This window comes from Mycobacterium sp. IDUB_36, from assembly GCF_055419225.1.
The window spans coordinates 3,153,887-3,179,882 of the sequence record NZ_JBVAXH010000001.1 but is presented as its reverse complement, the minus strand read 5'-3'; the positions used below and the strand labels follow the sequence as shown (position 1 = coordinate 3,179,882).

The window sequence follows — 25,996 nt, the reverse complement described above, 5'->3', positions numbered from 1 at the left end:
TGTGGGCATACTGGCAGCATGCGTTCGATCTGGAAGGGCTCCATCTCTTTCGGGCTGGTCAACGTCCCAGTCAAGGTTTACAGCGCGACCCAGGACCACGACGTCAAGTTCCACCAGGTGCATGCCAAGGACAACGGCCGCATCCGGTACAAGCGAGTGTGCGAAGTCGACGGTGAAGTCGTCGAGTACCGCGACATCGCGCGGGCCTACGAATCCGACGACGGTCAGATGGTGATCATCACCGACGACGACATCGCGACGCTGCCCGAAGAGCGCAGCCGCGAGATCGAGGTGCTGGAATTCGTCCCGGCCAGTGAGCTCGACCCGATGATGTACGACCGGAGCTATTTTCTCGAGCCCGACGGCAAATCGACGAAATCCTATGTGCTGCTGGCCAAGACGCTGGCCGATACCGACCGGGTGGCCATCGTCCACTTCGCACTGCGCAACAAGACACGGCTTGCGGCGTTGCGGGTCAAGGACTTCGGCAAGCGGGAGATCATGGTCATCCACACGCTGCTGTGGCCCGACGAGATCCGAGACCCCGATTTTCCGGTGCTGGACAAGAAGGTCGAGGTCAAGCCTGCCGAGCTCAAAATGGCGGGCCAGGTGGTCGAATCGATGGCTGACGAGTTCAATCCCGACCGCTACCACGACGACTACCAGGCACACCTGCACGAGTTGGTGCAGGCCAAACTCGAAGGTGGCGAGGCCTTTACCACCGAGGAGCAGCCGAAGGAGCTCGACGAGACCGAAGACGTCTCCGACCTGCTGGCCAAACTCGAGGCCAGCGTGAAAGCACGCTCCGGCGGCGACAAGGCACCGGCCAAGAAGGCTCCGGCCGCAAAGACCGCTGCCAAGAAAGCGCCCGCCAAGAAGGCCCCGGCCAAAACCGCTGCGAAAAAGTCGGCGGCGAAAAAGGCTCCCGCCAAGAAGTCGGCCGCCAAGCGCTAGAACGCATTACCGACGCACGATCGGCTGTGTCCGGCTTTCGGTAGACGAGAATTTTGCTGTTTCCACAGCGTGCCCGCGCGAGCCGGAGGTATCGTCCGGTCCAGTGCGGCCAGATCCGGGCCGCGTTCGGGAAGTAGCTCGACATGGGTCATCTACGGAAGGCAATAGCGGGGCTCGCGATCGTGGCAGCCGCTGTGATGTACGGCGTGATCGGAGCGGCTCCGCCCGGCCACGCCGATCCCCCGATCTGCGGCACTCGGGACACACCTCAGTGCGCCGGTGGCAGTCCGCTGACCCCTGAACAGCAGTGCGCCTTCACCGCTTGGCGGACGATGATGCCCTGCAACTGGCTGGGCCAGCAGGTGCCGCAGGGCACCCCCGGAAGCTGGGGTTAACGAAACCAGCTGAAGCACAGTACGTTTGGAGATCCCGTGACGCAATCGACCAGCTACCGGCTGCTCCAGGTCGCACTCGTCTTCTTCGGCACGGTGATGTTGCTCGTCTAACCACTGGCAGTGGTGTGGCCATCGGGATGGGCATGGCATCACGGTCCGGCGCACCACTCCGATTACTTCATGATGATCGTCGGGCTGTACGTGACGCTGGGACTGTTCCTGTTCAACGCGGCTAGGCGGCCTGAGGCCCATGTCAGCCTGATCTGGTTCACCGTGTGGTCGAGTGTGGTGCACGCTCTGGTGATGGCCGTCGAGTCGGTCAAGGGACAACACCACATGGGGACTTGTGGGGTGATGTCCCGGCGCTGCTGCTGGCCGCGGTGGTGCTGGCGGTCCTGCTACGCGCGTCGGGCATCGCGTCACCTGCGGTCGATTCGCCGCGCGAAGTGGTGTGATCTGGATTAACGTCAGCACATGAAAGTTCGATGTACCAGGTGGGCGACGCTGTTGTCCGCGGTGGCCGTCACCCTGGCGTGCGCGTCGCCGGCGTCAGCCGATGCCACCGATGACGCGGTGGTGGTGGCCCTCGCCAAGCGCAACATCGTGATCAACGACGACAACCGCGATGCGATGCTCGCCGAGGCTCACATGGTGTGCGACGGGTTGGACAAGCACTACAACGCAAGCGCGCTGGCCATGAAGTTGGTCGGTGACACCGATCTCAACGTCAGCCAATCCAGCTTCTTCATCGGGGTCGCCGTGTCGGCCTACTGCCCGCAGTACAAGTCGCGCTCCAACGCCACAGCCTAGAACGGCGGCGGGTCGTCCCCGGATAACCCGCCGGCATTCGGCACGGTGCGTTGCCGCGCCAGCCGGTCGTCGCGATTGCGGTTGCGCTCAGCGGTAATTCGCTGTGACCGATGCTGGGCCCGGGTACGCCGACGAGTCGGCATCATCGCCGCACGATCGCCGCACGGCGTCTCGCGCGTCCGCTTGGCGTCGGACACGTCCCCGGTCGGTGCCGTCAGCGCCGGGAACAGGATCGCACTCCCGGGGCTCGTCACATAGGTCTGCCCCGCCGGCAGCCGCCAGATCACCGTGCCATCGCTGAGTTGCTGATCGCGCCAGCCCCAAAAGGTCTTGAGCAGATGATGTTTCCGGCATAGGCACTTCAAATTGGACGGATGCGTCCGGCCGCCGTCGGCGTAGGGAATCGTGTGGTCGATGTCGCAGCGCGTTGCGGGCCGATCGCAACCCGGTGCGCGACAGGTCAGATCGCGGCAGCGGACGAAGTCGGCCAATTTCGCCGACGGCGAGTAACCCGGCTCAACCGCGGCCGGAAATGCCAACGGCCGCAGTGTCGCCGACTTCGCCAGCTCGGCAATCACCTGCGGCGGAATCAACTCGTCGACGCCGGCCATGTAGCCGGGCGCGCTGCCGGTGCCGTCGGCGCTGGCCTGCTCGGCCACGATGTGGATGACCACATTGCGGTTGCGCAGTCGGCCCCGCATGGCGGTGCAGCCAGAATCGCCGCACGTGCACATCATCCGGTCGGCACCCGCCACCAAGGCGGCCAGGGCGTCCGCCCGCCGCTGCGCTTTGGTTCGCGGATCAGCCTCGCACACTGTGCCCGCCAGCTCGTCCAGCCGGCGATCCAGGGCTTGCGCGGTGCTGGCGAATACGTTTCCGTACACCTCGGCGATACCCGACATCGACCGCGAGACATTCAGATAGCGGTCCTTGATCTCTTTGTCGGCCCGCCGTATCGCGTCCCGATCGACCTGCGACACAATGGCGTCCACCCGCATCGCCATCTTGCCGCGGGTCAGCGACGGCCAGCGCGGCGCCCGCAGTGCCACCTGCTCGTCGACCGCGGCCAGTGCCGCCTCGTCGATGATCAACGCGGTGCGACAGGCGATCACGGTGAACATCGAGTAGTTGATCTCGCCGGCCGCCAGGCACTCGCCGACCTTGGGTAGGCGTTCGCGCATCGTCTCGGCGTCGCGCATGAAACTCGACGCCAGAGCTCGGCTGATCCGAAGGGCCGCAGCCAGTTCCGCCGATATTTCATCCCAGAGATCGGCTACCCACTGCGAGCGGTCCCCGTGCTGGCGGTAACGCAGCTGCATGAGATCCGCGATCACATTGAGTCGCTTCGCCGTGGCTTGGGCCTCCACCCGCGCCGCGGTGCGGGCCTGTTCGATCAGCGCGACCGACTCGCCGGTCGTCGTCAGATCCATCGAATCGAACATACATTCGAATGTAGCGCCACCCTCCGACAGGATCCCCGATGACGCCCTACCGAAGCCGGGTGAAGAAACTAGAACATGTTTCAGAAATGGGGTTCCCCGACCGTCGGCGGCTTGTTACGGTGGCGCCCGTGATCCTGGACAAATTCCGACTCGACGACCAAGTTGCCATCGTCACCGGCGGCGGACGCGGTCTCGGCGCTGCCATCGCCCTGGCATTCGCCGATGTCGGCGCCGACGTGCTGATCGCATCGCGCACTCAATCCGAACTAGAGGCCGTTGCCGACAAGATCCGTGCCGCGGGCCGGCGAGCCCACATCGTCACCGCAGACCTGGCCCAGCCGGAGGTCACCGCCGAACTGGCGGCCCAAGCGGTCGAGGCCTTCGGGCGGCTGGACATCGTCGTCAACAACGTCGGCGGAACCATGCCCAACGGGCTGCTGACCACCTCGACGAAAGACCTCAAGAGCGCGTTCACCTTCAACGTCGCCACCGCCCACGCATTGACCACCGCCGCCGTGCCGCTGATGCTCGAGCACTCCGGCGCGGGCAGCATCATCAACATCACCTCGACCATGGGACGCGTCGCGGGCCGCGGCTTCGCGGCCTACGGGACCGCCAAGGCCGCGCTCGCCCACTACACCCGGCTCGCCGCGCTCGACCTGTGCCCGCGAGTCCGGGTCAACGCGATCGCGCCCGGCTCGATCGCCACGTCCGCCCTGGACGTCGTCGCCTCCAACGACGAGCTGAGGGAGCCGATGGAAAAGGCCACGCCACTCAGGAGGCTGGGTCAACCTGACGAAATCGCCGCCGCCGCGGTGTATCTGGCCTCACCCGCCGGTGCCTACCTGACCGGCAAGGTGATCGAAGTCGACGGCGGCATCACCTTCCCCAACCTCGACCTACCGATCCCGGATCTGTGACATGACAATAAGAGTCGCCGCAATCGGCACTGGCAACGTCGGCATCCACGCTCTCAAAGCGCTGATCACCAACCCGGATTACGAACTCACCGGGGTTTGGGTCTCCTCCGACGCCAAGGCCGGCAAGGATGCCGGAGAGCTTGCCGGCCTTGATGTATCGACAGGAGTCAAGGCCACCACCGACCTCGACGCGGTGCTGGCCACCAGCCCGCAGTGCGCGGTCTACACCGCCCTGGCGGACAATCGGTTGCCCGACGCACTCGAGGATTACCGGCGCATTCTGGCCGCCGGTGTCAACGTGGTCGGCAGCAGCGCCGTGTTCCTGCAATACCCTTGGCAGGTGCTGCCGGACAACATGCTCAAGCCGATCGAAGACGCTGCACGCGAAGGCAATTCGAGCCTGTTCGTCAATGGCATCGATCCCGGTTTCGCCAACGATCTGATTCCGCTCGCGCTGGCCGGAACGTGCCAGAGCGTCCAGCAGATCCGCTGCATGGAGATCGTCGATTACGCCACCTATGACAGCGCAGCGGTGATGTTCGACGTGATGGGCTTCGGTAAGCCGCTCGACGACATCCCGATGCTGCTGCAGCCGGGCGTGCTGAGTCTGGCCTGGGGTTCGGTCGTGCGCCAACTCGCGGCGGGCCTGGGCGTCGAACTCGACTCGGTCACCGAACGCCAGGAGCGGGTCCCGGCGCCCGAGGACTTCGACATCGCATCCGGGCACATTTCTAAAGGCACTGCCGCCGCACTGCGGTTCGAGGTGCAGGGCATGGTGGACGGTCATCCCGTCGTCGTCCTCGAACACGTCACCCGGTTGCGCGAGGACCTGTGCCCGGACTGGCCGCAGCCGGCCCAGCCCGGCGGTTGCTACCGGGTCGAGATCACCGGCGAACCGTCGTACGCCATCGATGTCTGCCTGAGCAGCCCCAACGGCGACCACAACCACGCCGGCCTGGTTGCCACCGCGATGCGGGTGGTCAACGCGATTCCCGCCGTCGTCGCCGCACCGGCCGGAATCCGGACCACGCTGGACCTCCCGCTGATCACCGGTCGTGGGCTGTACTCGGTGTCCTGACAGTTCGGCTAACCTAACTTTCTTATTCGACGATCGAAAGAGAGCTAGGTGCCTCAGGACACCCGTGCCCGGCTGAAGACCGGGTGGTATCTGCTCGGCCCTGCCTTCGTCGCCGCCATTGCCTACGTCGACCCGGGCAATGTGGCCGCGAACATCAGCGCCGGCGCCCAATTCGGCTTCGCGCTGCTCTGGGTGATCGTCCTGGCGAACGTGATGGCCGGTCTCGTGCAATACCTTTCGGCAAAGCTGGGCCTGGTCACCGGGCGCACCTTGCCCGAAGCGATCGGCGAGAAGCTGAGTCGCCCGGCCCGGCTGGCGTTCTGGCTGCAGGCCGAAGTCGTCGCGATGGCCACCGATGTGGCCGAGGTGATCGGCGGCGCTATCGCGCTGCACATTCTGTTCGGGCTGCCGTTGTTGCTCGGCGGCGTCGTCACCGGCGTGGTCTCGCTACTGCTGCTGCGCGTTCAGGACCAGCGCGGTCAGCAGATCTTCGAGCGGGTGATCACCGGGCTGCTGCTGGTGATCGCGATCGGCTTCACCGCCAGCTTCTTCGTCGCGACGCCGCCGCCCGGCGAGGTCGTCGGCGGTCTGGTGCCGCGATTCCTGGGCAAGGAAAGCGTGCTGCTCGCCGCGGCCATTCTGGGAGCGACGGTGATGCCGCACGCGGTGTATCTGCACTCCGGGTTGGCCCGCGACCGGCACGGCCACCCCGATCCGGGTCCGCAACGACGCCGCCTGCTGCGGATCACCCGACTGGACGTCGGGCTGGCGATGGTGGTCGCGGGCGGGGTGAACGCCGCGATGCTCCTGGTGGCCGCGCTGAACATGCGCAATCGCGGTGACATCAGCTCCATCGAGGTGGCCTACGCCGCGGTGCACGATACAGTCAGCCCGCTGGTTGCCGCGCTCTTCGCGGTCGGGCTGCTGGCTTCGGGGCTGGCCTCGGCATCGGTCGGCGCCTACGCCGGCGCGATGATCATGCAGGGTCTGCTGCACCGGTCGATACCGATGGTGTGGCGGCGGCTCGCGACGCTGGCGCCGGCGCTGCTGATCCTGGCCCTGGGTTTCAATCCCACCCGCACATTAGTGCTGTCGCAGGTCGTGTTGTCATTCGGAATTCCGTTCGCGTTACTTCCGCTGGTTCGACTCACCGGCGATCGCGCGCTGATGGGGGCTGACACCAATCACCGACTCACCACGGTCGCTGGTTGGGTGATCGGCACGCTGATCAGCGTGCTCAATGTGGTGCTGATCTATCTGACGGTCAGCGCCACAGGCTAGGCCGCGCGTCGGAGTTCTCGTTCTCCCACCGGTGTTTTCCGGTGCCTTCGAGCGCGTTGAGCTCGTCGAGCAACGCGTCCATCTGGGCGAGTGACGGCATCTCCTTGCCCCGCTCGCGGTAGGCATCACGAACGCTGGCCAGTAGCCGCAACTCGCGCTCGATGGTCTCCCGGTCCCGTGTGCCTTGGTCTTCCGCCCCGCGCATTCACCAATCTTTTCACCTCGGACCGCGCTTCCATGGCACGACTCGTGGAATTAACTATTTGCTCAGACGTCGTTCGAACACGCGGGCCGTCGAGGTCGATACTTCGCTCGGCTAACATCGACCCGTGACGCAGCGGCGCCGTCATTCCTATTTCGCGTACGGGTCCAACCTGTGCGTGCAGCAGATGGCGCGACGGTGCCCTGATGCGGCCAGCCCGCGCCGGGCGGTGCTCGCCGACCACGACTGGCTGATCAACCAGCGCGGCGTGGCGACGGTCGAGCCGTTCGACGGAACGCGGGTGCACGGCGTGGTCTGGGATGTCTCCGACGACGACCTGGCCGCCCTGGACAGCGCCGAGAGCGTGCCGGCGCACTACAGCCGCAATCAGATGACGATCGAGACCGAAGGCGGACCGGCGGACGCCTGGGTCTACGTCGATCACCGGGTGAATCCGGGTCCGCCGCGGCCCGGTTATCTCGAGCGGATCATCGACGGCGCGCTCCATCACGGATTGCCGCAGAGCTGGATCGATTTCTTACGACGGTGGGATCCGTCGCGCTGGCCCAAGCCGCGGTCGAAGCCCACAACGCCTGCGCCGCAGACGCTTTTGGAGTTACTCGCCGAGCCGGGCATCGCCGAGGTCAGCCGGCTGCGGTCCCGGTTCGGCTTCCTGGCCATTCACGGTGGCGGCTTGGAGGAGATGACTGACGTGATCGCCGAACGGGCCGCCGACGCGGCCGGGGCGTCGGTGTATCTGATCCGGCATCCCGACCGGTATCCGCACCACCTGGCGTCAGCCCACTTCCTGGCTGAGGAGTCTGAGCGCTTGGCGGAGTTCCTCGACCACGTCGATGTCACGGTGTCGCTGCACGGCTACGGGCGAATCGGCCGCGCCACGCAACTGTTGGCCGGTGGACGCAACCGGGCACTGGCAGCCCACGTCGCCGCGCATCTCGAGTTGCCCGGGTATCACGTCGTCACCGATCTCGACAAGATTCCGACCGAACTCCGTGGGCAGCACCCGCAGAATCCGGTGAACCGAACCCGTTACGGCGGAACACAATTGGAATTGCCTACCCGGGTCAGAGGAATCAGCCCACGCAGCCCCGTCCCTGGCGCCGACGGCTTGTCGCCGGTGACGGCCGCACTGGTGCGCGGCCTGACGTCAGCGGCGCGTACGTGGAGATCTCAGTCCAGTTAACGACACAACCGGAGGTGGCCCATGGCCGAACGCGCCTTTCGATTCTCGATGGGCATTCACGGCTTCAAGTCGCGAACCGCTCTGCAGGACAAGGCAAAGTGGTTGGAGGACAGCGGTTTCGACGCGCTGTATCTACCCGACCATCTGGGCGCACCGGCACCGTTTCCGGCGCTGACCGCAATCGCGTCGGTGACGTCGCGGGTGCGGCTGGGCACCTACGTGCTCAACGCCGGGTTCTACAAGCCCGCGTTGCTGGCCCGTGACGCAGCCGAAGTCGACAAGCTCAGCGACGGGCGGCTCGAACTCGGACTCGGCGCCGGGTACGTGCGCGAGGAGTTCGAGGCGGCCGAGTTGCCGTACCCTACGGCGCGGCAACGTGTCGAACACCTCGAGCACGTCACGGTTTACCTCAAGAAGAACCTGCCGACGATGCCAATCCTGATCGCGGGCAACGGAAAGCGGCTGCTCACGGTCGCCGCGCAGCACGCCGACATCATCGGCTTGACGGGTGCCAGCTCCGACGCCTCCGACCCGCTGGCCGAGCGGATCGAGTTCATTCGCGATGCCGCCGGCGACAGATTCGCCGACCTCGAGCTGAACCTGGCCATCACGGCTGTGCCATCCGGCGACTCCGACCAAGCCGACCTGAAGCTGACCCGACGATACGTACCCGGGGTGTCCGACGAGGATCTGCTGGCGATGCCGTCGGTACTGAGCGGATCGACCCGCGAGCTGGCCGACACCCTGCGCGGCTACCGCGAGAAGTACGGGCTCACGTCGTTCTCGTTCCAGGAGAACCACGCCGAGACCATCGCGAAGGTCATTGCCGAGTTCCGGTGACCGCCGCATTCCGTATGGTGGGTTGATGCGTTACAACCCGCCTCCCAACTGGCCAAAGCCGCCCCAGGGCTGGGCGCCGCACGCCGACTGGTCGCCGGACCCGTCGTGGCCGCCACCACCACAGGGTTGGCGGCTGTGGGTCGAGGACGACGACTCGGACTCGCAGGCAGCGCTGGGACAGCTCAAGCAAGCCGGCGACGACGGCGAATACTTCGGCGACGAGAACGCCTGGGCCGACGACTCGGGCCCGGCGCCCGCTCACGAGGACCTGGACGCGTTGCCGACGCCGCAGCCCACCGAAGTCGCGCCGCAAGATCTCGCGGTGCAACACCTCGGCCAGTACGCCACCGTCAAATGGGACGACGCGCAGCAGTACGCCATCGGCACCATCGTCGCCATCTCGGCCGACGCGGCGGCGGTGCGTCTGACTCTCGACGGCATCGACGCGCCGATCGTGTTCTCCCGGGAGACGGCGGGCAGCCCGAAGCTGCTGGTCTGGATCTGAGCCGGCTTCCGGCGGCCATCCCCGTCATCTGCTTGACCGGTTACCTCGGCGCCGGCAAGACGACGCTGCTCAACCATGTGCTTCGCAGCCCGGGTGCGCGGATCGGCGTGATCATCAACGACTTCGGTGAGCTCAACGTCGACGCCATGCTGGTGGCCGGTCAGGTCGACGAGCCGGTGTCGATCGCCGGTGGCTGCATCTGCTGCCTGCCCGACGACGGTGGTATCGACCAGGCGCTGAGCAAGCTCGCCGACCCGCGGCTCAACCTCGATGCCGTAATCGTCGAGGCCAGCGGTCTGGCCGACCCGCTGAGCGTTGCCCGGATCATCGGTTTCAGCCGGGTCGCCGGCCTGCGCTACGGCGGCCTCGTCGACGTTGTGGACGCCGCAACGCATTTCGACGTCGTCGACACCGGAGAGGCGCTGCTTGCGCGTTACCGCGCGGCATCCCTCGTCGTCGTCAACAAGCTCGACCAACTCCCCGACAGCGACCGCGCCGGCATGGTCGAACGGGTGGAACAACGCGTGCGAGAACAGAATTCACGAGCGACGGTGGTCGGGGCGGTTGGTGGACAGATCGACCCGCGGCTGCTCTACGACGTCGGGACGTCTGACGACGAGCCCGGTCAGCTGTCGTTGCGTGAACTGCTCGTGGACGAGACGGCCGGCGAGGTCGCCCACGACGACCACGACCACGTGCACGCCGACTCGGTCACGGTGACCACCGCCGGCGAGGTGGACCCGGGTGCGCTGATCGATCTGCTCGAAGCTCCGCCCGCGGGGGTGTATCGGCTCAAAGGCGCGGTGACGATGCGGTACGGCCGGGGCACACCCACCTTCGCGGTCAATCTCGTCGGCCCGACGATCCACATCGCGAATGCACCACCCGGGGTTGCGGCCAATTTTCTGGTCGCCATCGGGATGCACCTCGACACCGACGAGGTGCGCGCCCGGCTCGAGGCGGCGCTGCGTCCTTCGAGCGAGCCGGCAACGCTGGCCGACGTCCACCGCCTGCGCCGATACCGTCGTCACAGCCTCTGACGGAAGGGACTAGATTCAACGGAGTTGTGAAGCCCCGCAGCCCCCGTAGCTCAGGGGATAGAGCACGGCTCTCCTAAAGCCGGTGTCGCAGGTTCGAATCCTGCCGGGGGCACCAGGCGCCGCAGGTCAGGCCTTGGTGAGGGTGAAGCCGACGTTGTACACCTCGCCGTTGTCTCTGGTGAGGACCTCTTTTCCGACCAACGTGTCCTTGTCGAATGAGATCGTCCGGTGCTGGTTGATAGGGCCGGCCCACGTCTTGCCCTCCAAGTGCATATCCGCGTCCCACTCGGGGTCCGCCGCTTGGTGGATGCGGAGGCAGGTCGACCCGCAGGGGCTCAAGATCCAGGGCGTCTGCCCGCCGATGTGAAACGGTCCCCCGCTCTTGTCGGTGATCGTGTGGGTGTAGGGGCCGTCGAGCGGCTCGGCTGACGCCGGCCCGGCCACGCCGATCGACGCGCCGGCAACGATGGTTGCCGCGGCGAGGCCCGGCAGAAGTAGCAGTCTCATGTGCTCTTTGTAGGCGCTTTGCCGCCCGGCAGATACAGGGATTTCCCTTGACTTTGCCCTACGGCTCGAGCGGGCGTGAAATCATGCGTGACATGTTCGGCCGCACCGTTTTTGCGCTCGCCCTCATGATTGCCGCGATCGGCGCCGCTCCCACCGTCGGCGCGGACCCTCAATGTCCCGCTGCCGGCTGCCCGCACGGTCCGGCCAACAACCCACCGGCAGCCAACGTCAACAGCCCGTCCTACAAGGACGGCTACCGGTCCGAGCACGACTATTTCGCGATTCCGCAGAATCACGCGTACCTCGCGAGCGAGATGAAGAACGGCTACACCGCCGCGACGGCGTGCCAAGCGGAGCTCAAAGGAGGGACGCCGCCACCGAGTCCCACCGATTGGCTTGCCGGCTGCGTCGACGCACTCCACGAGCTGGGGTTCAAGCCATAAGCGTGCTGATCACGGGCGCGCAATTGAGCGACCTGGTGGCCGGCGGCGGTCCCGTGAGCATCCTCGATGTGCGCTGGCGACTCGATCAGCCCGACGGCCGGGCGTCCTATCTGCAGGGCCACCTGCCGGGCGCGGTGTACGTCTCGCTGGAAGACGAGCTCAGTGACCATTCGATCGTCGGACGAGGTCGGCACCCGCTGCCGTCCGGTCGCAGCATCGAGGCCGCGGCGCGGCGCTGGGGTCTGCGCGCGGGCGTCCCGACCGTCGTCTACGACGACTGGAATCGAGCCGGCTCGGCCCGGGCGTGGTGGGTGTTGACGGCCGCCGGGATCGCCGACGTTCGCATCCTCGACGGTGGCCTGGCCGGGTGGCGAGGCGAGCTGGCCACCGACGCCGTGACTCCCGCACCCGGCGACGTGACCGTCACGCACGACGACCTCTACAACGGCGCGCTCCCGACGTTGACCGCACAGCAGGTGGACGACTTCGACCTGCTGGATGCCCGTGCACCCGAACGTTTCCGCGGTGACGTCGAACCCGTCGATCCGGTCGCCGGACACATTCCCGGCGCCAAAAATCTCCCGAGCGGCGCCGTCCTCGACGACGACGGCACATTCCGGGGGCGCGACGCGATCACTCGCCTGCTCGCCGAGCGCCACGTCGACACGGATCGCATTGGTGCCTACTGCGGCTCGGGTGTCACCGCGGCCGTCACGCTCGCGGCGCTCGCGGCGGCGGGGTACGACGCGGCGCTGTTCCCAGGCTCGTGGTCGCAGTGGAGTTCTGAGCCCGGCAACCCCGTCGCGCATGGAGACAGGTAGTCCGGTTTCCCAGAAAAACGTTTGTCATGCGGCAACGCGGGCAATGCGCTCTGAGAGGTGGGCGCATTGGTCGACCGATGTGCGCACTTAGGTCTCTCCGGTTCAGCCGAGAGCCGGTGGGACCGCATAATTTCACGAGGCGAACTGTCACTCTTTTAGTTGTAGTACCGTTCGAGTCATGGACACCGACGTCTGGATTCTCGGCGGTTATCAAAGCGACTTCGCCCGAAATCTCACCAAAGAAGGACTCGACTTCGCGGACCTGACCCGCGACATCGTCGACTCCACTCTCACCGCGGCCAAGATCGACGCCACGGACATCGGCGTCGTCCACGTCGCCAACGCCTTCGGCGAGATGTTCGCCGAGCAGGGACACCTCGGCGCGATGCCCGCCACCGTTTGCGACGGGCTATGGAATACGCCCGCTTCCCGGCACGAAGCCGCATGCGCGTCGGGCAGTATCGCCGCGCTTGCCGCGATGGCCGATCTGCGGGCCGGCAACTATGACACCGCGCTCGTCCTGGGCGTCGAGTTGGAGAAGACGGTGCCCGGTGACACCGCGGCCCGCCACCTCGGCGCGGCCGCCTGGACCGGCCACGAGGGCGCCGACGCGAAGTTCCTCTGGCCGTCGATGTTCGCGACGGTTGCCGACGAGTACGACCGCCGTTACGGGATCGACGAGACCCACCTGCGGGCCATCGCGGGAGTCAACTTCGGCAATGCACGGCGAAATCCCAACGCGCAGACCAGATCGTGGACAGTGCCTGATCCCATCGATGACGATGATGCAACCAATCCGCTCATCGAGGGCAGGCTGCGGCGATTCGACTGCAGCCAGATGACCGACGGTGGAGCAGGAGTCGTCCTGGTCACCGACAAGTATCTTCGCGACCATCCCACCGCCCGGCCGATCGCCCGGATCGCCGGCTGGGGACATCGCACCGTCGGGCTGGGTCTGCAACAGAAACTCACCCGCGCCGCCGACGACCCTTACGTGATGCCGCATGTGCGTGCCGCGGTGCTCGACGCGCTGCGCCGCGCGCAACGCGGTCTCGACGATCTGCACGGCATCGAAGTGCACGACTGCTTCACTCCCAGTGAGTATTTGGCGATCGACCACATCGGCCTCACCGGGCCGGGTGAATCGTGGAAGGCCATCGAGAACGGCGAGATCGAGATCGGCGGACGGCTGCCGATCAATCCCAGCGGCGGTCTGATCGGTGGCGGACACCCGGTCGGCGCGTCGGGCGTCCGGATGCTTGTCGATGCCGCCAAACAGGTCAGCGGCACGGCCGGCGACTACCAGGTCGATAAAGCGACCACCTTCGGCACGCTGAACTTCGGCGGCAGCACCGCCACCACGGTCAGCTTTGTCGTTGACGGAGTGCGCTGATGGACGTCGAAGTCGTCGCCAAATTCCTGTCCACACTGCCCGAGGACGATGACCACCCGTACCGGACCGGGCCGTGGCGGCCGCAGACCAACGAATGGGACGCCGACAATTTGGTCGCCGTGGAGGGCGAGCTCCCCCGCGACCTCGATGGCGTCTACCTTCGCAACACCGAAAACCCGCTACACCCCGCGCTGAAGACTTACCACCCGTTCGACGGTGACGGAATGCTGCACATCGTCAGCTTCCGCGAGGGAAAAGCGTTCTACCGCAACCGATTCGTTCGCACTGACGGATTCTTGGCCGAGAACCAGGCCGGCGAGCCGCTCTGGCCCGGGCTGGCCGAGCCGGTGCAACTGGCCAAACGCGACGGGGGGTGCGGCGCCCGCACCCGGATGAAGGACGCCTCGAGCACTGACGTCATCGTGCACCGGGGCATCGCGCTGACCAGCTTCTACCAATGCGGCGATCTGTATCGGCTGGACCCGTTCTCGGCCGACACGCTCGGCAAAGAGAGCTGGAACGGGCAGTTCCCGGCCGAATGGGGTGTGTCGGCCCATCCGAAGGTCGATCCGAAAACCGGTGAGCTGCTGTTCTTCAACTACAGCAAGCAGGCGCCGTTCATGCATTACGGCGTCGTCGACGAGAGCAACAACCTGGCGCACTACATCGACATTCCGCTTCCCGGCCCGCGACTGCCACACGACATGGCGTTCACCGAAAACTATGCGATCTTCAACGATTTTCCGCTGTTCTGGGATCCGGAGTTACTGCAGCACGACGTGCACCTGCCGCGGTTCTACCCCGACATGCCGTCGCGCTTCGCGGTGGTGCCGCGCCGCGGCAACAGCGGCGAGATCCGCTGGTTCGAAGCCGATCCGACGTTCGTTCTGCACTTCACCAACGCCTACGAAGAGGGCGACGAGATCGTGCTCGACGGCTTCTACGAAGGTGCACCGCAACCGATCGACACTGGCGGTAGCAAGTGGGACAAGCTGTTTCGCTTCCTCGCCCTCGATCGTCTGCAGGCCCGGCTGCACCGCTGGCGGTTCAACCTGGTCACCGGTGAGGTCAAGGAGGAGCAGCTGTCGGAGTCCATCACCGAATTCGGCACGATCAACCCCGACTACGCCGCCACCGACTACCGCTACACCTACGCCGCCAGCGGCAAACCGGGCTGGTTCCTGTTCGACGGTCTGGTCAAGCACGACCTGCGGACCGGCGGCGAGCAGCACTACCAGTTCGCCGACGGGGTCTACGGCAGCGAGGCCGCGATGGCCCCGCGGCCGAACGCCACTGCCGAAGACGACGGCTACCTGATCACGATCACCACCGACATGGCGGCTGACGCCTCGTACTGCGTGATCTTCGACGCCGCCCGGTTCAGTGACGGCCCGGTGTGCAAACTTGCTCTGCCCGAACGGGTTTCCAGCGGAACACACGCCACCTGGGCAGCCGGTTCACAGCTGCGTCGGTGGCATGACGTCTGAGCCGACGGCACTGAGCCCCGGCGGCACCAACGCGGTCGGTCGCATCCTGGGTCTGCTCGGCGACGAGTGGACGGTGTTGATCGTCCAACAGGCACTTCTGGGCGCCACCCGGTACGGCGATTTCATGCAGCGCCTACCGATCTCGAACACCGTGCTGGCCAACCGGTTACGCGTGCTGACCGACAACGAAGTGTTGGATCGTACGACGTACCAGACCCGCCCCGTGCGGGCCGAGTATCTACTCTCCCAGCGCGGCCGGGCGTTCTGGCCGGTGCTGCTGTCGATCTGGGAGTGGGAACGGCGCTGGGTGCCCGGCCATGTGAATCGCCTTCCGGGTATGCGGCACACGCAGTGCGGCAGCGACTTCGCTCCGGTGTTGACCTGCCAGACGTGTGGCGACTCCGTCACCGAGAAGCAGGTGTCGGCGCGCTGGGGGCCCAGCGGATCGTGGCCGCGCTCGGTACCGGAAGGATCCAACCGCCGCAGGTCGAGCGCCGGTCAAGCGGGACTGTTCCCCGAGACCATGAGCGTATTCGGGAACCGTTGGGCCGCAGCTCTTCTGGTATGCGCGTTTCTGGGTACCCGCCGCTTCTCGGACTTTCAGGCGCAACTCGGCGCTCCCCCGTCGCTGCTGTCCGAACGGCTGCAGACGTTCTGCGCCAACGGCGTGCTGCAGACCTCACGGGAAGCCAATTACCAGCTCACCGAGAAGGGCCGGGCGTTCTTTCCCGTCATCATCGCCGCGCTGCAATGTGGCCAGCACTGGTTTCATGCACCGGAGGGCCCAGCAGTACTGCTGACACACCTCGGCTGCGGTAACCCGTTCATCGGGCAGCTGGCCTGCGACCAGTGCGCGCGGCCCCTCAAGGGCGCGCACATCGGCATCAACGGCTAGCGGCGCAGCGAGACCACGAGCGCCCACAACGCGCACACCAGCGCCGCGACCGCCGACACCGCACCGACGTACAGGCCGTAGGCCGCCGGTACCGTCGGCTTGACGTTGACCGAGTAGTACCGCACCAGCAGCCCGACCTCGGACAGCGAAATCACCAGCGCGGCAACCGATGCTCCCCTGGTGGACAATCCTCGGCCGACCACCGCACCCGCCACCAACAGCGCCGACGACAGTACGACGATCAACTGCGCCGTCCCGAATCGGTGCTGCACGTGCTGGCCGCCGATCGCAGCGGCCCACCCGTCGCTGCCGATGCCCGTCGACAGCCACGGCAACCAGGCACTCACCGCGACCGCCACGGCGAACAACGCGACCATCCATCCGGGGTGCAGGCGCGGCATACTGCGACAGTAGCTGCTAGCCCTCCAGCGACGACAGATTGAACGGCGTGCCCGTCGGGTCGGCCGCGGCGGCGAGTCGGCCGTAGGGGGTGTCCTCGGCTTCCCGAATGACAGATCCGCCGTTGTCCGCGATCACCCGCAGCGTCGTGTCGACATCTTCGGCGCCGAAGAACGTGGTCCACGCCGGCGGCTCGCCTTCCGGGAGCAGGCTGGCGCCGTCCATTACGCCGAGCAGCTGCTGATCACCGAACCAGGCTGTGGTGTAGCGGAATTCGTCGGTGTCGGATTCCACCTCGGTCCGCCAGCCGAACACTCGACGGTAGAAGTCGATTGCGGCGCGGAAGTCGCGGGTGGTCAGCTGATGCCAGACCGGCGCACCGGCCGCGCCGATCACCTGGAAGCCGTGGTGCTCCAGTGGCTGCCATCCGCCGAATACCGCGCCCGACGGATCGGTGGCCAGGCTCATGAAACCCTTGGCCGGCACCTCGTGCGGCCCGAGGAAAGTCGCGCCGCCGGACTCGGCCACCGTCGCGGTGGTGGCGTCGATGTCGGCAGTGTGGAAGTAGGTCGACCACCGGTCCGGGTTCTGCGACTCGGGGAAGTTGGCCATCAACCCGGCGACCTGGTGGCCGTTCGTGGAGGCGTTGACGTAGCCGCCGTATTCGGGTCCCGCGGATTCGAACGTCCACCCGAACACGGCGCCGTAGAAGTCTTGAGCGCCCTGGAGATCCGAGGTCAGCAGGTCCAGCCAGCATGGGGCGCCCAGCGGCGCGTCGGTACGGATGGGCACGATGACCTCCTGATGTCGCGAGGCCCCGGATCGGGGTTCACCGATACCGACCGCCGGCGCAGCGAAAAGTCATCGCGCCGGCGCGAACACCGTCACGAACTTGCGCAACGACTCGTTGATGTCGCTGCGCAATGCGGCGGCGACGATCATGCCGATCGGCCCGAACAGTGCCGGGCCGCCGAGATGCACGTCGAAGCTGACCACCGACTCGTCCCCGTTGGGTTTGACCTTGGCGATCAACTTGACCTTGACACCACCGACGCCAATGCCGTTGAGCGTCATCGACTCCGGCGGCTTGTAGTTGACGATCGTCCAGGTGATCCGGTTGGGCATGCCCTTGACTTCGACGATCGACTCGATCACCGTGCCCTTTTCCAGGATCTCGGGCAGTTTGCTGCGCCACACCCTATGGATGGTGAGCCACTCCTTGAAGCGGGACAGGTCGGAAGCGGCCCCCCACGCCTGGTCCGGGGTCAGCGGGACGTCGATGGATCCGGAAAGCTTTGCCATGGCGCGGTTCTACTGCTCGCCCTTGTCGGCCAGCGCGTTCTTGGCGGCCTCCTGCGCCTTGTCCACCACGTCTTTGAACTTGCCGTCGGTCTTGGAGTCGACGAACTCGCCGGCTTTGTTGATCGCGGAGCCGACGGTGTCGGCGTTCTGCGACAACAGATCCTTGGCCTTGTCCAGGAATCCCATGAGCCACCCTTTTCGTTCGGTGTTGTTGACTGCTAAGACGTTTCGTCGAGCCGCCACCAGGGCTCGAAATCTGTTGTCGCCGTTGGGTCTACGCGCCCGCCCGGCTTCGGCACCGCGACCGGGATGTTCGCGGCGTCGGCGGCGGCCAGTAGCCGCTCGATGGGCTCGGCCCACGGATGCGGAGCCAACCGGAAGGTGCACCAGTGGATGGGCACCAGCAGACCGCCGTTGACGTCGAGGTGCGCGCGCACCGCATCCTCGGGGTTCATATGGATGTCCGGCCACGACTTGTTGTAGGCACCGACCGGCATCAGCGTCACGTCGAAAGGCCCGAGCTCCGAACCGATATCGGCGAAACTCTGGGTGTAGCCCGTGTCGCCGCCGAAGAACGCGCGGTGCGCGGGTCCGATGATCGCCCACGATGCCCACAGGGTGGCATTGCGATTCAGGAATCGTCCGGAGAAGTGCCGCGCCGGCGTGCAGACCAGCGTCAGCTCGTCGATCTTGGTGCGCTCGTTCCAGTCGAGTTCGATGATGCGTTCGTCCGGCACGCCCCATTCGCGCAGATGCGATCCGACGCCGAGCGGAACGACGAACGGCGCCCACTGACTGCGGGCCAACCCGATGATCGTGTCGATGTCGAGATGGTCGTAGTGATCGTGGCTGATCACGATCGCGTCCAGCGCCGGCAGCGCCTCCAGCGGCACCGGCGGCGGATGCATGCGGCCCGGGCCGATGACGTCTGACGGCGAGCAGCGTTCACTCCAGACCGGGTCGGTGAGCACCCGGTAGCCGTCGATCTCCAACAGCGTCGTCGAATGGCCGAACCAGCTGACCGCGATGCGGCCGGCTGGGGCGTCGAAGGTCCGCGGTCCGGGGGTGATCAGCGGGATGTCGGCACCGGGCCGGCCGACCGCACGGCTGCTGATCAGCTGCCTCAGGATGTTGCGCTGCTCCTCGGCGTCGATGGCGAACGATGCGGGCTCGAGGTTGACGAACACGCCGTCGCGGTAGTTCGGCGAGCGTTCGGCCACCCCGCGAATGTCGGACGGTTGGGCGCCGAGCGCGGCCGGCGCACCGTGCAGCGCGCGCAGTACCCACCCGCCCGTCGCGAGCGAGACTGTGCCCACTGCCAGCCGCAGCGCACTGCGCAGCATCCGATCAGGCCCCCTGGAATTTCGGCGGCCGCTTCTCGACCCGTGCCACCTGTGCCTCGATGACGTCCTGACTGGCCCACGCCTTGTCGAAGAGCTCCTTGTGCGCGGGCCACTGGTCTTCGTAGGCGCCGTCGTCGTTGAGCACCCGCTTGGCATGCTGCAGTGCCAACGGCGCGAGGCCGGCGATCTCGGCGGCCCACGCCTGCGCATCGGCGACCGTGCCCATCCGGTTGGCCATACCGGTGACCAGGGCGTCCTGGGCGGTCAGCTTCTCGGCGGTCAGCAGCATGGCCCGGGCGCGTCCGTGCCCGACCAGTGACGTCAACCGGCGGATGCTCCAGTTATCCAGCGCCAGACCATATTTGGACGTCGGAAACTGGAAGAACGCTTCCGGTGCCACCACCCGAAGGTCGCAGATCATGGCCAGTTGTAGACCCGCGCCGATCGCCGGGCCGTTGATCGCACCGATCACCGGGATCGGCGCCGCGTCGATCGCCAGGTTCATCGCAATGAGCCGGTCGGGGTAGTCGGCGGCGAACGCGTCGCCGCTGAGGTCGGCGCCGGCGCAGAACACGGTGCCCTGCCCGGTCAGCACGACAGCGTGGGCATCCTCGCCGGCCGCCTTCTCGATGGCCTCGCGTATCTCCTCCACGAGCTGAGAGTTGAGCGCATTACGTCGCTCGGGACGCTGCATCTCGATGGTCAACACGTCTCCGACGCGGGTGACACCGATCATGCGCGCCACTCCTGGCCATCACTGTTGGTGCGGATCATGCGGGACAGCCTAGTGACGTTTCGCGCGGCATCGAATCGGCGGTAGGCGGAACATTCCCATGCGACCGGACACCTGACAGGATGCTTCCCCGTGACAAGGCCCAACTTCCTGGTAATAGTGGCGGACGACCTCGGATTCTCCGATATCGGCGCCTTCGGCAGCGAGATCGAGACGCCCAACCTGGATCGGCTGGCCCAGGCCGGGATCCGGTTGACCGATTTCCACTCGGCCCCGGCTTGTTCGCCGACCCGGTCGATGCTGCTGACCGGAACCGACCACCACATCGCCGGCATCGGCACCATGGTCGAGGTCGTTCCGGAGCTGCGCGGGCAACCCGGTTACGAGGGTTACCTGAACGACCGGGTGGTCGCCCTGCCCGAATTGCTGCGCGATGCCGGCTACCTGACGCTGATGGCCGGCAAGTGGCACCTCGGCATGACCATCGACCGGAGCCCGTGGGCGCGCGGTTTCGACCGGTCGTTTGCGCTATTGCCCGGTGGCGCAAGCCATTACAGCAACGTCCCAGGCGATTTCCTGCCGGCGCTGTCGCGCTACACCGAGGACGACCAGTTGGTCACTGTCGACGACGACTTCTATTCCTCGGACTTCTACGCCGACACGCTGGTCCGCTACCTGCGCGAGCGCACCGATGACGAGCAGCCGTTCTTCGCCTACCTGCCATTCCAGGCGCCGCACTGGCCGCTGCAGGCGCCGCAGGAGACCATCGCGAAATACCGGGGTCGTTACGACGAGGGCCCCGACGTCCTGCGCGAGCAGCGACTCGCGGCGCTCAAGCAGCTCGGCCTGGTGCCCTCCGACGTGACCGCACACCCGGTCGTCCCCGACGGGGAGCCGGAGTGGTCGGAGTTGAGCGACGACGAGCGGGCCCGGTCGGCGCGCAGCATGGAGGTCTACGCCGCAATGGTCGACCGGATGGACTACAACATCGGCAAGGTGGTCGACTACCTCACCGAGACCGGCGAACTCGACAACACGGTCGTGATCTTCCTGTCCGACAACGGCGCCGAGGGCGCGATCGTCGAAGCCATGCCGATACTCGGCGGAGCCATCGCCGCCGAGATCGACAAGAACTGGGACAACAGCCTCGACAACGCGGGGGCCGCCAACTCGTTCATCTGGTACGGCCCACGCTGGGCGCAGGCCGCCACCGCACCGTCGCGCCTGCACAAGGCATTCACCACTGAGGGCGGTATCCGCGTCGTCGGCTTCGTCACCTGGCCGGGTTTCGACCGGCAGCAGCAGATCGGCACCGCGTTCAGCACCGTCATGGACATCGCCCCGACCGTGCTCGAACTCGCCGGCGTCGCGCACCCCGGCACCGAATACGACGGGCGCGAGGTGGCTCCGATCCGCGGCCGGTCGCTGTTGCCGTACCTCTCCGGCGACACCGAATCGGTGCATGACGACGAGACCGGAACCGGGTGGGAGTTGTTCGGGCGCTACGCCATTCGCCAAGGCGACTGGAAGGCACTGCACCTGCCCGAACCGTACGGTCCGGACGCCTGGCAGCTCTACGACCTGTCTACCGACCCCGGGGAAACGAACGACCTTGCGGCCGCGCATCCCGACAAGCTGGCCGAGCTGCTGGTGCTGTGGGAACGCTACGTCGCCGACACCGGCGTCATCTTGGCTCCCGCGCCGGGCTGATCAGTAATCTCGGCCGGGTGAGCCGGATCGGGACCGACCAACTGCGCGACGCGGTGCTCGACGAGGGATCGTTCGTCAGCTGGGACACCGAGCCGCTGGCCGTGGCGACAACCGAGTCCTACGCCCGCGAGCTGGCCGAGGCCCGCGAAGTCAGTGGCCGTGACGAGTCGGTGCTGACCGGTGAGGGCCGGGTGTTCGGACGCCGGGTTGCGGTGGTGGTCTGCGAGTTCGACTTCCTGGCCGGCTCGATCGGGGTTGCCGCTGCCGAGCGGATCACCGTCGCGATCCAGCGCGCCACCACCGAGCGGCTGCCGCTGCTGGCCTCGCCGAGCTCCGGCGGCACGCGGATGCAGGAGGGCACCGTCGCGTTCCTGCAGATGGTCAAGATCGCCGCGGCCGTCACCCTGCACAAACAGGCCCACCTGCCCTACCTCGTCTACCTACGGCACCCGACGACCGGCGGGGTGTTCGCGTCGTGGGGGTCGCTGGGTCATGTGACGATCGCCCAGCCGGGCGCGCTGGTCGGCTTCCTGGGTCCGCGGGTGTACGAGCAGCTCTACGGCGAGCCGTTCCCGTCCGGCGTCCAGACCGCGGAGAACCTGCAACGGCACGGGGTGATCGACGCCGTCGTTCCGCTGGAGGAGCTGCGCGACATCCTCGACCGGGCACTGACCGTCGTCGCCGACGATCCGGCCCCCGCACCCGATCCGGTGCCCGCCGAACCGCTGCCCGACGTCCCGGCGTGGGACTCGGTGCTGGCCTCGCGACGACCGGACCGGCCGGGCGTCGCGCATCTGCTCCGGCATGGCTGCACCGACCAGGTGCTGCTCTCCGGTACCGGTCAGGGCGATGCCGCGACGATGCTGCTCGCGCTGGCCCGATTCGACGGCCAGCCCGCGGTGCTGCTCGGCCAGCAGCGGGTGGTCGGCGGACTGGTCGGGCCCGCCGCGCTGCGCGAGGCGCGCCGCGGCATGGCGCTGGCCGCCGGTCTGCGGTTGCCGCTGGTGCTGGTCATCGACACCGCCGGCCCGGCGCTGTCAGCCGAGGCGGAGGAGGGCGGCCTGGCCGGCGAGATCGCCCACTGTCTGGCCGAGCTGGTCACCCTGGACACCCCGACGGTGTCGGTGCTGCTCGGCCAGGGCAGCGGCGGGCCGGCGCTGGCGATGGTGCCCGCCGACCGGGTGCTGGCCGCCCTGCACGGCTGGCTGGCGCCGCTGCCGCCGGAAGGCGCCAGCGCGATCGTCTTTCGCGACACCGATCACGCCCCCGAACTGTCGGCCGCGCAAGGCGTCCGGTCGGCGGATCTGCTGGCGTCCGGCATCGTCGACTCGGTCGTGCCCGAGCACCCCGACGCCGCCGACGAGCCGGTCGAGTTCTCCACCCGGCTGTCGGCCGCGATCGCCGTCGAACTCGACGGGCTGCGCGCCATGCCTGACCACGATCGGGTGGCCGCCCGGCTGCGTCGCTACCGCGACATCGGGCTGCGCTAGACCCCACGCCGCCCGGACGGGTGTTCCCACTGCTACCGGCGATAATCAGGCATCATGGGCGGCATGGACGCTGGTGGGACCTCGCCCCGGGTTTTGGTGGTCGACGACGACTCTGATGTGCTCGCTTCACTGGAGCGCGGACTGCGGTTGTCCGGCTTCGAAGTGTCGACCGCCGTCGACGGTGCCGAGGCGTTGCGCAGCGCCACCGAGACCCGGCCCGACGCGATCGTGCTCGACATCAACATGCCGGTGCTGGACGGCGTCAGCGTGGTTACCGCGCTGCGGGCGATGGACAACGACGTCCCGGTCTGTGTGCTGTCGGCGCGCAGCTCGGTCGACGACCGGGTGGCCGGCCTCGAGGCCGGCGCCGACGACTATCTGGTCAAGCCGTTCGTGCTGGCCGAGTTGGTGGCGCGGGTGCGCGCCCTGCTGCGCAGAAAAGGGTCGACGCCGGCATCGTCGTCGGAGACCATCGCCGTGGGTCCGCTCGAGGTCGACATCCCCGGCCGCCGGGCCCGGGTCAACGGCGTCGACGTCGACCTGACCAAGCGTGAATTCGACCTGCTGGCCGTGCTGGCCGAACACAAGACCGCGGTGTTGTCGCGCGCCCAGTTGCTGGAGTTGGTGTGGGGCTACGACTTTGCCGCCGACACCAACGTCGTCGACGTGTTCATCGGATACCTGCGCCGCAAACTGGAAGCGGGTGGCGGCCCGCGGCTGCTGCACACCGTCCGCGGCGTGGGATTCGTCCTGCGCATGCAGTGACGAGAGGCGGACATGAATTTCTTGTCGAGAATTTTGACGCGTACGCCTTCGCTGCGCGCCCGCGTGGTGGTGGCAACCATCATCGGTGCGGCCATCCCGGTGCTGATCACCTGTGCCGTCGTCTGGTTCGGTATCACCAACGACCGCAAGGAAAGGTTGGACCGCCGTCTCGATGAGGCGGTCGGCTTCGCGATTCCGTTCCTGCCCCGCGGGCTCGGTCAGATTCCGAAGTCTCCCAGCGATCAAGATGCCGTAATCACCGTTCGCCACGCCAGCGGCCAGGTCACGTCGAACACCACCGTGACGTTGCCCCAGCTGCCGGCCGGTTACGCCGACACCTATGTCAACGGCGTGCGCTATCGGGTACGGACGGTGACGATCCCGGAGCCGCATCCGATGCTGGTGGAAGTGGGCGCCACTTACGACGCGACCATTGCCGACACCAACAACCTGCATCGCCGGGTGATCTTGATCGCCGCGTTCTCGATCGCGGCCGCAGCCGTATTCGCTTGGCTGCTGGCTACTTTCGCGGTGCGCCCGTTCAAGCGGCTGGCTCAGCAGACCCGGGCGATCGATGCGGGCGACGAAAGCCCGCAGATCAAAGTGCGTGGCGCCAGCGAGGCCGTGGAGATTGCCGAAGCCCTTCGGGGCATGCTGCAACGGATCTGGGACGAGCAGAACCGGACGATGGAAGCCCTGGCGTCCGCCCGCGACTTCGCGGCGGTCTCGTCGCACGAGCTGCGGACGCCGCTGACCGCGATGCGCACCAACCTCGAGGTGCTGGCCACCCTGGACCTTCCCGACGAAGGCCGCAAGGAAGTGCTCAGCGACGTGATACGGACCCAATCACGAATCGAGGCAACGCTTTCCGCGCTCGAACGGCTGGCCCAGGGCGAGTTGTCGACGTCGGAGGACCACGTCCCGGTCGACATCACCGAGCTGCTCGACCGGGCCGCGCATGACGCCATGCGGATCTACCCCGACCTCGACGTGTCGCTGGCGCCGTCGCCGACCTGCATCATCGTCGGACTCCCGGCTGGGCTGCGGCTCGCCGTGGACAACGCGATCGCCAACGCCGTCAAGCACGGTGGCGCCACCAGCGTGCAGTTGTCGGCGGTCAGCTCGCGGGCCGGTGTGGAGATCGCCATCGACGACAACGGCAGCGGGCTGCCGGAGGCCGAACGCCAGGTGGTGTTCGAGCGGTTCTCCCGGGGGTCGACCGCGTCGCACTCGGGCTCCGGGCTCGGGCTGGCGCTGGTCGCCCAGCAGGCGCACCTGCACGGCGGCGTGGCCACGCTGGAGGAGAGCCCGCTCGGCGGAGCGCGTCTGCTGTTGCAGCTGCCCCCGCCGACCTGAGCCGCTAGCGAGCGCCGAGCAGGTCGATGACGAAGATCAGCGTCTTGCCGGACAGCTGGTGGCCCGAACCAGCCGGACCGTATGCCTGCTCCGGCGGGATGATCAGCTGACGACGGCCGCCGACCTTCATCCCCGGAATCCCGTCCTGCCAGCCCTGGATGAGCCCTTGCAGCGGGAACGAGATGGACTGGCCGCGACCCCAGGAGCTGTCGAACTCCTCGCCGGATTCGAAGTCGACGCCGACGTAGTGCACCTCGACGGTGCCGCCGGGCACGGCCTCCGGGCCGTCGCCGACCGTCAGGTCTTGGATGGTGAGCTGGGCCGGCGCGGGGCCGTCGGGAAACTGGATCTCAGGTTTGCTTGCCACGGGGAAGACCCTAGCTGGGTGATGCCTCGGCCGGGCAGCGGCCGGTCGGGCACACTTGACCCGTGACAACCGACAACGACGCTCTCTCGCGGATCAACGAACTCGTCGCCGAAGAGAAAGCCCTTCGGGAGCAGCTTCAGCACGGCGAGATCAGCGAGTCCGACGAACACACTCGGCTGCGTCATCTCGAGGTGCAGCTCGACCAATGCTGGGACCTGCTGCGGCAGCGCCGAGCGTTGCGCGAAACCGGAGGCGATCCGGACGACGCTGCAGTGCGACCGGAGAACGAGGTCGAGGGCTACCTGGGCTGACCG

General features: G+C 66.9%; 30 protein-coding genes, 1 tRNA gene and 1 pseudogene. 22 read left to right on the top strand and 10 right to left on the bottom strand.

The features are described 5' to 3' along the window. Positions 1 to 18: 18 nt before the first annotated feature. From ku to ACZYW1_RS15795, 4 genes and pseudogenes are all read left to right on the top strand, one after another. Positions 19 to 954, top strand: coding sequence for a non-homologous end joining protein Ku (ku, locus tag ACZYW1_RS15810; RefSeq protein WP_463787123.1), 936 nt, complete (start codon positions 19 to 21; stop codon positions 952 to 954). Between the two features lie 143 nt (positions 955 to 1,097). Continuing rightward, positions 1,098 to 1,349 carry a hypothetical protein gene (locus tag ACZYW1_RS15805; protein ID WP_463787122.1) on the top strand — a complete coding sequence of 84 codons (252 nt, stop codon included), beginning with the start codon at positions 1,098 to 1,100 and terminating at the stop codon, positions 1,347 to 1,349. Between the two features lie 114 nt (positions 1,350 to 1,463). After that, positions 1,464 to 1,804, top strand: a pseudogene (locus ACZYW1_RS15800) (DUF6632 domain-containing protein). A gap of 19 nt (positions 1,805 to 1,823) precedes the next feature. Continuing rightward, entirely contained in the window at positions 1,824 to 2,159 is a 336-nt protein-coding gene (locus ACZYW1_RS15795; RefSeq protein WP_463787121.1) for a DUF732 domain-containing protein, read from the top strand. Here ACZYW1_RS15795 and ACZYW1_RS15790 read toward each other — a convergent pair. Further along, complete coding sequence (locus tag ACZYW1_RS15790; RefSeq protein ID WP_463787120.1) at positions 2,156 to 3,589, bottom strand: HNH endonuclease signature motif containing protein; 1,434 nt, start codon at positions 3,587 to 3,589, stop codon at positions 2,156 to 2,158. The two genes, ACZYW1_RS15795 and ACZYW1_RS15790, sit on opposite strands and share 4 nt — an antisense overlap. Positions 3,590 to 3,729: 140 nt before the next feature. On the opposite strand from ACZYW1_RS15790, the gene ACZYW1_RS15785 reads away from it, so the two are divergent. The 3 genes from ACZYW1_RS15785 to ACZYW1_RS15775 are packed head-to-tail and all read left to right on the top strand — an operon-like array spanning position 3,730 to position 6,880. Then, positions 3,730 to 4,521 (top strand): SDR family oxidoreductase, encoded by a 792-nt coding sequence (locus ACZYW1_RS15785; RefSeq protein WP_463787119.1) that lies wholly within the window; start codon positions 3,730 to 3,732, stop codon positions 4,519 to 4,521. Position 4,522: 1 nt separating this feature from the next. Further along, positions 4,523 to 5,599 (top strand): NAD(P)H-dependent amine dehydrogenase family protein, encoded by a 1,077-nt coding sequence (locus tag ACZYW1_RS15780; protein WP_463787118.1) that lies wholly within the window; start codon positions 4,523 to 4,525, stop codon positions 5,597 to 5,599. Between the two features lie 48 nt (positions 5,600 to 5,647). Then, positions 5,648 to 6,880: an Nramp family divalent metal transporter gene (locus ACZYW1_RS15775; RefSeq protein WP_463787116.1), complete on the top strand. Its 1,233-nt coding sequence runs from the start codon at positions 5,648 to 5,650 to the stop codon at positions 6,878 to 6,880. Here ACZYW1_RS15775 and ACZYW1_RS15770 read toward each other — a convergent pair. After that, complete coding sequence (locus ACZYW1_RS15770) at positions 6,864 to 7,085, bottom strand: hypothetical protein (RefSeq protein ID WP_463787115.1); 222 nt, start codon at positions 7,083 to 7,085, stop codon at positions 6,864 to 6,866. The genes ACZYW1_RS15775 and ACZYW1_RS15770 overlap by 17 nt on opposite strands. Positions 7,086 to 7,269: 184 nt before the next feature. Between ACZYW1_RS15770 and ACZYW1_RS15765 the strand changes: the two genes are divergently transcribed. The 5 genes from ACZYW1_RS15765 (at position 7,270) to ACZYW1_RS15745 (ending at position 10,786) form a co-directional block, all read left to right on the top strand. After that, positions 7,270 to 8,286 carry a poly-gamma-glutamate hydrolase family protein gene (locus ACZYW1_RS15765; protein WP_463787850.1) on the top strand — a complete coding sequence of 339 codons (1,017 nt, stop codon included), beginning with the start codon at positions 7,270 to 7,272 and terminating at the stop codon, positions 8,284 to 8,286. Positions 8,287 to 8,307: 21 nt separating this feature from the next. After that, a complete protein-coding gene (locus ACZYW1_RS15760; RefSeq protein WP_463787114.1) occupies positions 8,308 to 9,126 on the top strand; it encodes an LLM class F420-dependent oxidoreductase in 819 nt (272 codons plus the stop codon). Positions 9,127 to 9,151: 25 nt separating this feature from the next. Beyond that, positions 9,152 to 9,631 (top strand): hypothetical protein, encoded by a 480-nt coding sequence (locus tag ACZYW1_RS15755; RefSeq protein ID WP_463787113.1) that lies wholly within the window; start codon positions 9,152 to 9,154, stop codon positions 9,629 to 9,631. A gap of 32 nt (positions 9,632 to 9,663) precedes the next feature. Further along, positions 9,664 to 10,671 (top strand): CobW family GTP-binding protein, encoded by a 1,008-nt coding sequence (locus ACZYW1_RS15750; protein WP_463787111.1) that lies wholly within the window; start codon positions 9,664 to 9,666, stop codon positions 10,669 to 10,671. 39 nt (positions 10,672 to 10,710) lie between these two features. Next, a tRNA-Arg gene (locus ACZYW1_RS15745) sits at positions 10,711 to 10,786 on the top strand. A gap of 11 nt (positions 10,787 to 10,797) precedes the next feature. Here the strand turns inward: ACZYW1_RS15745 and ACZYW1_RS15740 are convergent. Next, positions 10,798 to 11,178, bottom strand: coding sequence for a hypothetical protein (locus ACZYW1_RS15740; RefSeq protein ID WP_463787110.1), 381 nt, complete (start codon positions 11,176 to 11,178; stop codon positions 10,798 to 10,800). A gap of 47 nt (positions 11,179 to 11,225) precedes the next feature. Here ACZYW1_RS15740 and ACZYW1_RS15735 point away from each other — a divergent pair, with 47 nt between their 5' ends. From ACZYW1_RS15735 to ACZYW1_RS15715, 5 genes are all read left to right on the top strand, one after another. Further along, positions 11,226 to 11,621 carry a hypothetical protein gene (locus ACZYW1_RS15735; RefSeq protein ID WP_463787109.1) on the top strand — a complete coding sequence of 132 codons (396 nt, stop codon included), beginning with the start codon at positions 11,226 to 11,228 and terminating at the stop codon, positions 11,619 to 11,621. Further along, the gene (locus tag ACZYW1_RS15730; protein ID WP_463787848.1) at positions 11,618 to 12,442 is read left to right on the top strand and encodes a sulfurtransferase; all 825 of its coding nucleotides are present in this window, start codon (positions 11,618 to 11,620) and stop codon (positions 12,440 to 12,442) included. Before ACZYW1_RS15735 ends, ACZYW1_RS15730 begins: the two co-directional genes overlap by 4 nt. A 178-nt stretch (positions 12,443 to 12,620) precedes the next feature. Further along, complete coding sequence (locus ACZYW1_RS15725) at positions 12,621 to 13,835, top strand: acetyl-CoA acetyltransferase (RefSeq protein WP_463787108.1); 1,215 nt, start codon at positions 12,621 to 12,623, stop codon at positions 13,833 to 13,835. After that, positions 13,835 to 15,322, top strand: a complete 1,488-nt coding sequence (locus ACZYW1_RS15720) for a carotenoid oxygenase family protein (RefSeq protein ID WP_463787107.1) — start codon at positions 13,835 to 13,837, stop codon at positions 15,320 to 15,322. The genes ACZYW1_RS15725 and ACZYW1_RS15720 overlap by 1 nt, the downstream gene beginning before the upstream one ends. Then, positions 15,312 to 16,217: a winged helix-turn-helix transcriptional regulator gene (locus ACZYW1_RS15715; protein ID WP_463787106.1), complete on the top strand. Its 906-nt coding sequence runs from the start codon at positions 15,312 to 15,314 to the stop codon at positions 16,215 to 16,217. Before ACZYW1_RS15720 ends, ACZYW1_RS15715 begins: the two co-directional genes overlap by 11 nt. On the opposite strand, the gene ACZYW1_RS15710 is transcribed toward ACZYW1_RS15715, so the two are convergent. From ACZYW1_RS15710 to ACZYW1_RS15685, 6 genes are all read right to left on the bottom strand, one after another. Continuing rightward, positions 16,214 to 16,618: a hypothetical protein gene (locus ACZYW1_RS15710; protein ID WP_463787105.1), complete on the bottom strand. Its 405-nt coding sequence runs from the start codon at positions 16,616 to 16,618 to the stop codon at positions 16,214 to 16,216. The genes ACZYW1_RS15715 and ACZYW1_RS15710 overlap by 4 nt on opposite strands. 16 nt (positions 16,619 to 16,634) lie before the next feature. Next, complete coding sequence (locus ACZYW1_RS15705; protein ID WP_463787104.1) at positions 16,635 to 17,408, bottom strand: VOC family protein; 774 nt, start codon at positions 17,406 to 17,408, stop codon at positions 16,635 to 16,637. 69 nt (positions 17,409 to 17,477) lie between these two features. Then, positions 17,478 to 17,918 carry a type II toxin-antitoxin system Rv0910 family toxin gene (locus ACZYW1_RS15700; RefSeq protein ID WP_463787103.1) on the bottom strand — a complete coding sequence of 147 codons (441 nt, stop codon included), beginning with the start codon at positions 17,916 to 17,918 and terminating at the stop codon, positions 17,478 to 17,480. A 9-nt stretch (positions 17,919 to 17,927) separates the two neighbouring features. Then, complete coding sequence (locus ACZYW1_RS15695; protein WP_463787102.1) at positions 17,928 to 18,104, bottom strand: antitoxin; 177 nt, start codon at positions 18,102 to 18,104, stop codon at positions 17,928 to 17,930. Positions 18,105 to 18,136: 32 nt separating this feature from the next. Next, positions 18,137 to 19,261, bottom strand: a complete 1,125-nt coding sequence (locus ACZYW1_RS15690; protein ID WP_463787101.1) for an MBL fold metallo-hydrolase — start codon at positions 19,259 to 19,261, stop codon at positions 18,137 to 18,139. A 4-nt stretch (positions 19,262 to 19,265) separates the two neighbouring features. Continuing rightward, entirely contained in the window at positions 19,266 to 19,997 is a 732-nt protein-coding gene (locus ACZYW1_RS15685) for an enoyl-CoA hydratase (RefSeq protein WP_463787100.1), read from the bottom strand. Positions 19,998 to 20,126: 129 nt separating this feature from the next. Between ACZYW1_RS15685 and ACZYW1_RS15680 the strand changes: the two genes are divergently transcribed. The 4 genes from ACZYW1_RS15680 to ACZYW1_RS15665 are packed head-to-tail and all read left to right on the top strand — an operon-like array spanning position 20,127 to position 25,315. Continuing rightward, complete coding sequence (locus ACZYW1_RS15680; RefSeq protein WP_463787099.1) at positions 20,127 to 21,704, top strand: arylsulfatase; 1,578 nt, start codon at positions 20,127 to 20,129, stop codon at positions 21,702 to 21,704. Between the two features lie 17 nt (positions 21,705 to 21,721). Further along, the gene (locus tag ACZYW1_RS15675; RefSeq protein WP_463787098.1) at positions 21,722 to 23,194 is read left to right on the top strand and encodes a carboxyl transferase domain-containing protein; all 1,473 of its coding nucleotides are present in this window, start codon (positions 21,722 to 21,724) and stop codon (positions 23,192 to 23,194) included. A gap of 54 nt (positions 23,195 to 23,248) precedes the next feature. Continuing rightward, positions 23,249 to 23,959, top strand: coding sequence for a two-component system response regulator PrrA (gene prrA, locus ACZYW1_RS15670; protein WP_293002499.1), 711 nt, complete (start codon positions 23,249 to 23,251; stop codon positions 23,957 to 23,959). Between the two features lie 12 nt (positions 23,960 to 23,971). Next, positions 23,972 to 25,315 carry a HAMP domain-containing sensor histidine kinase gene (locus ACZYW1_RS15665; RefSeq protein WP_463787097.1) on the top strand — a complete coding sequence of 448 codons (1,344 nt, stop codon included), beginning with the start codon at positions 23,972 to 23,974 and terminating at the stop codon, positions 25,313 to 25,315. 4 nt (positions 25,316 to 25,319) lie between these two features. Here the strand turns inward: ACZYW1_RS15665 and ACZYW1_RS15660 are convergent, their stop codons facing one another. Further along, positions 25,320 to 25,682 (bottom strand): FKBP-type peptidyl-prolyl cis-trans isomerase, encoded by a 363-nt coding sequence (locus tag ACZYW1_RS15660; protein WP_463787096.1) that lies wholly within the window; start codon positions 25,680 to 25,682, stop codon positions 25,320 to 25,322. Between the two features lie 62 nt (positions 25,683 to 25,744). Here ACZYW1_RS15660 and ACZYW1_RS15655 point away from each other — a divergent pair, with 62 nt between their 5' ends. Then, positions 25,745 to 25,993 carry a DUF2630 family protein gene (locus ACZYW1_RS15655; RefSeq protein WP_463787095.1) on the top strand — a complete coding sequence of 83 codons (249 nt, stop codon included), beginning with the start codon at positions 25,745 to 25,747 and terminating at the stop codon, positions 25,991 to 25,993. Positions 25,994 to 25,996 lie beyond the last annotated feature (3 nt).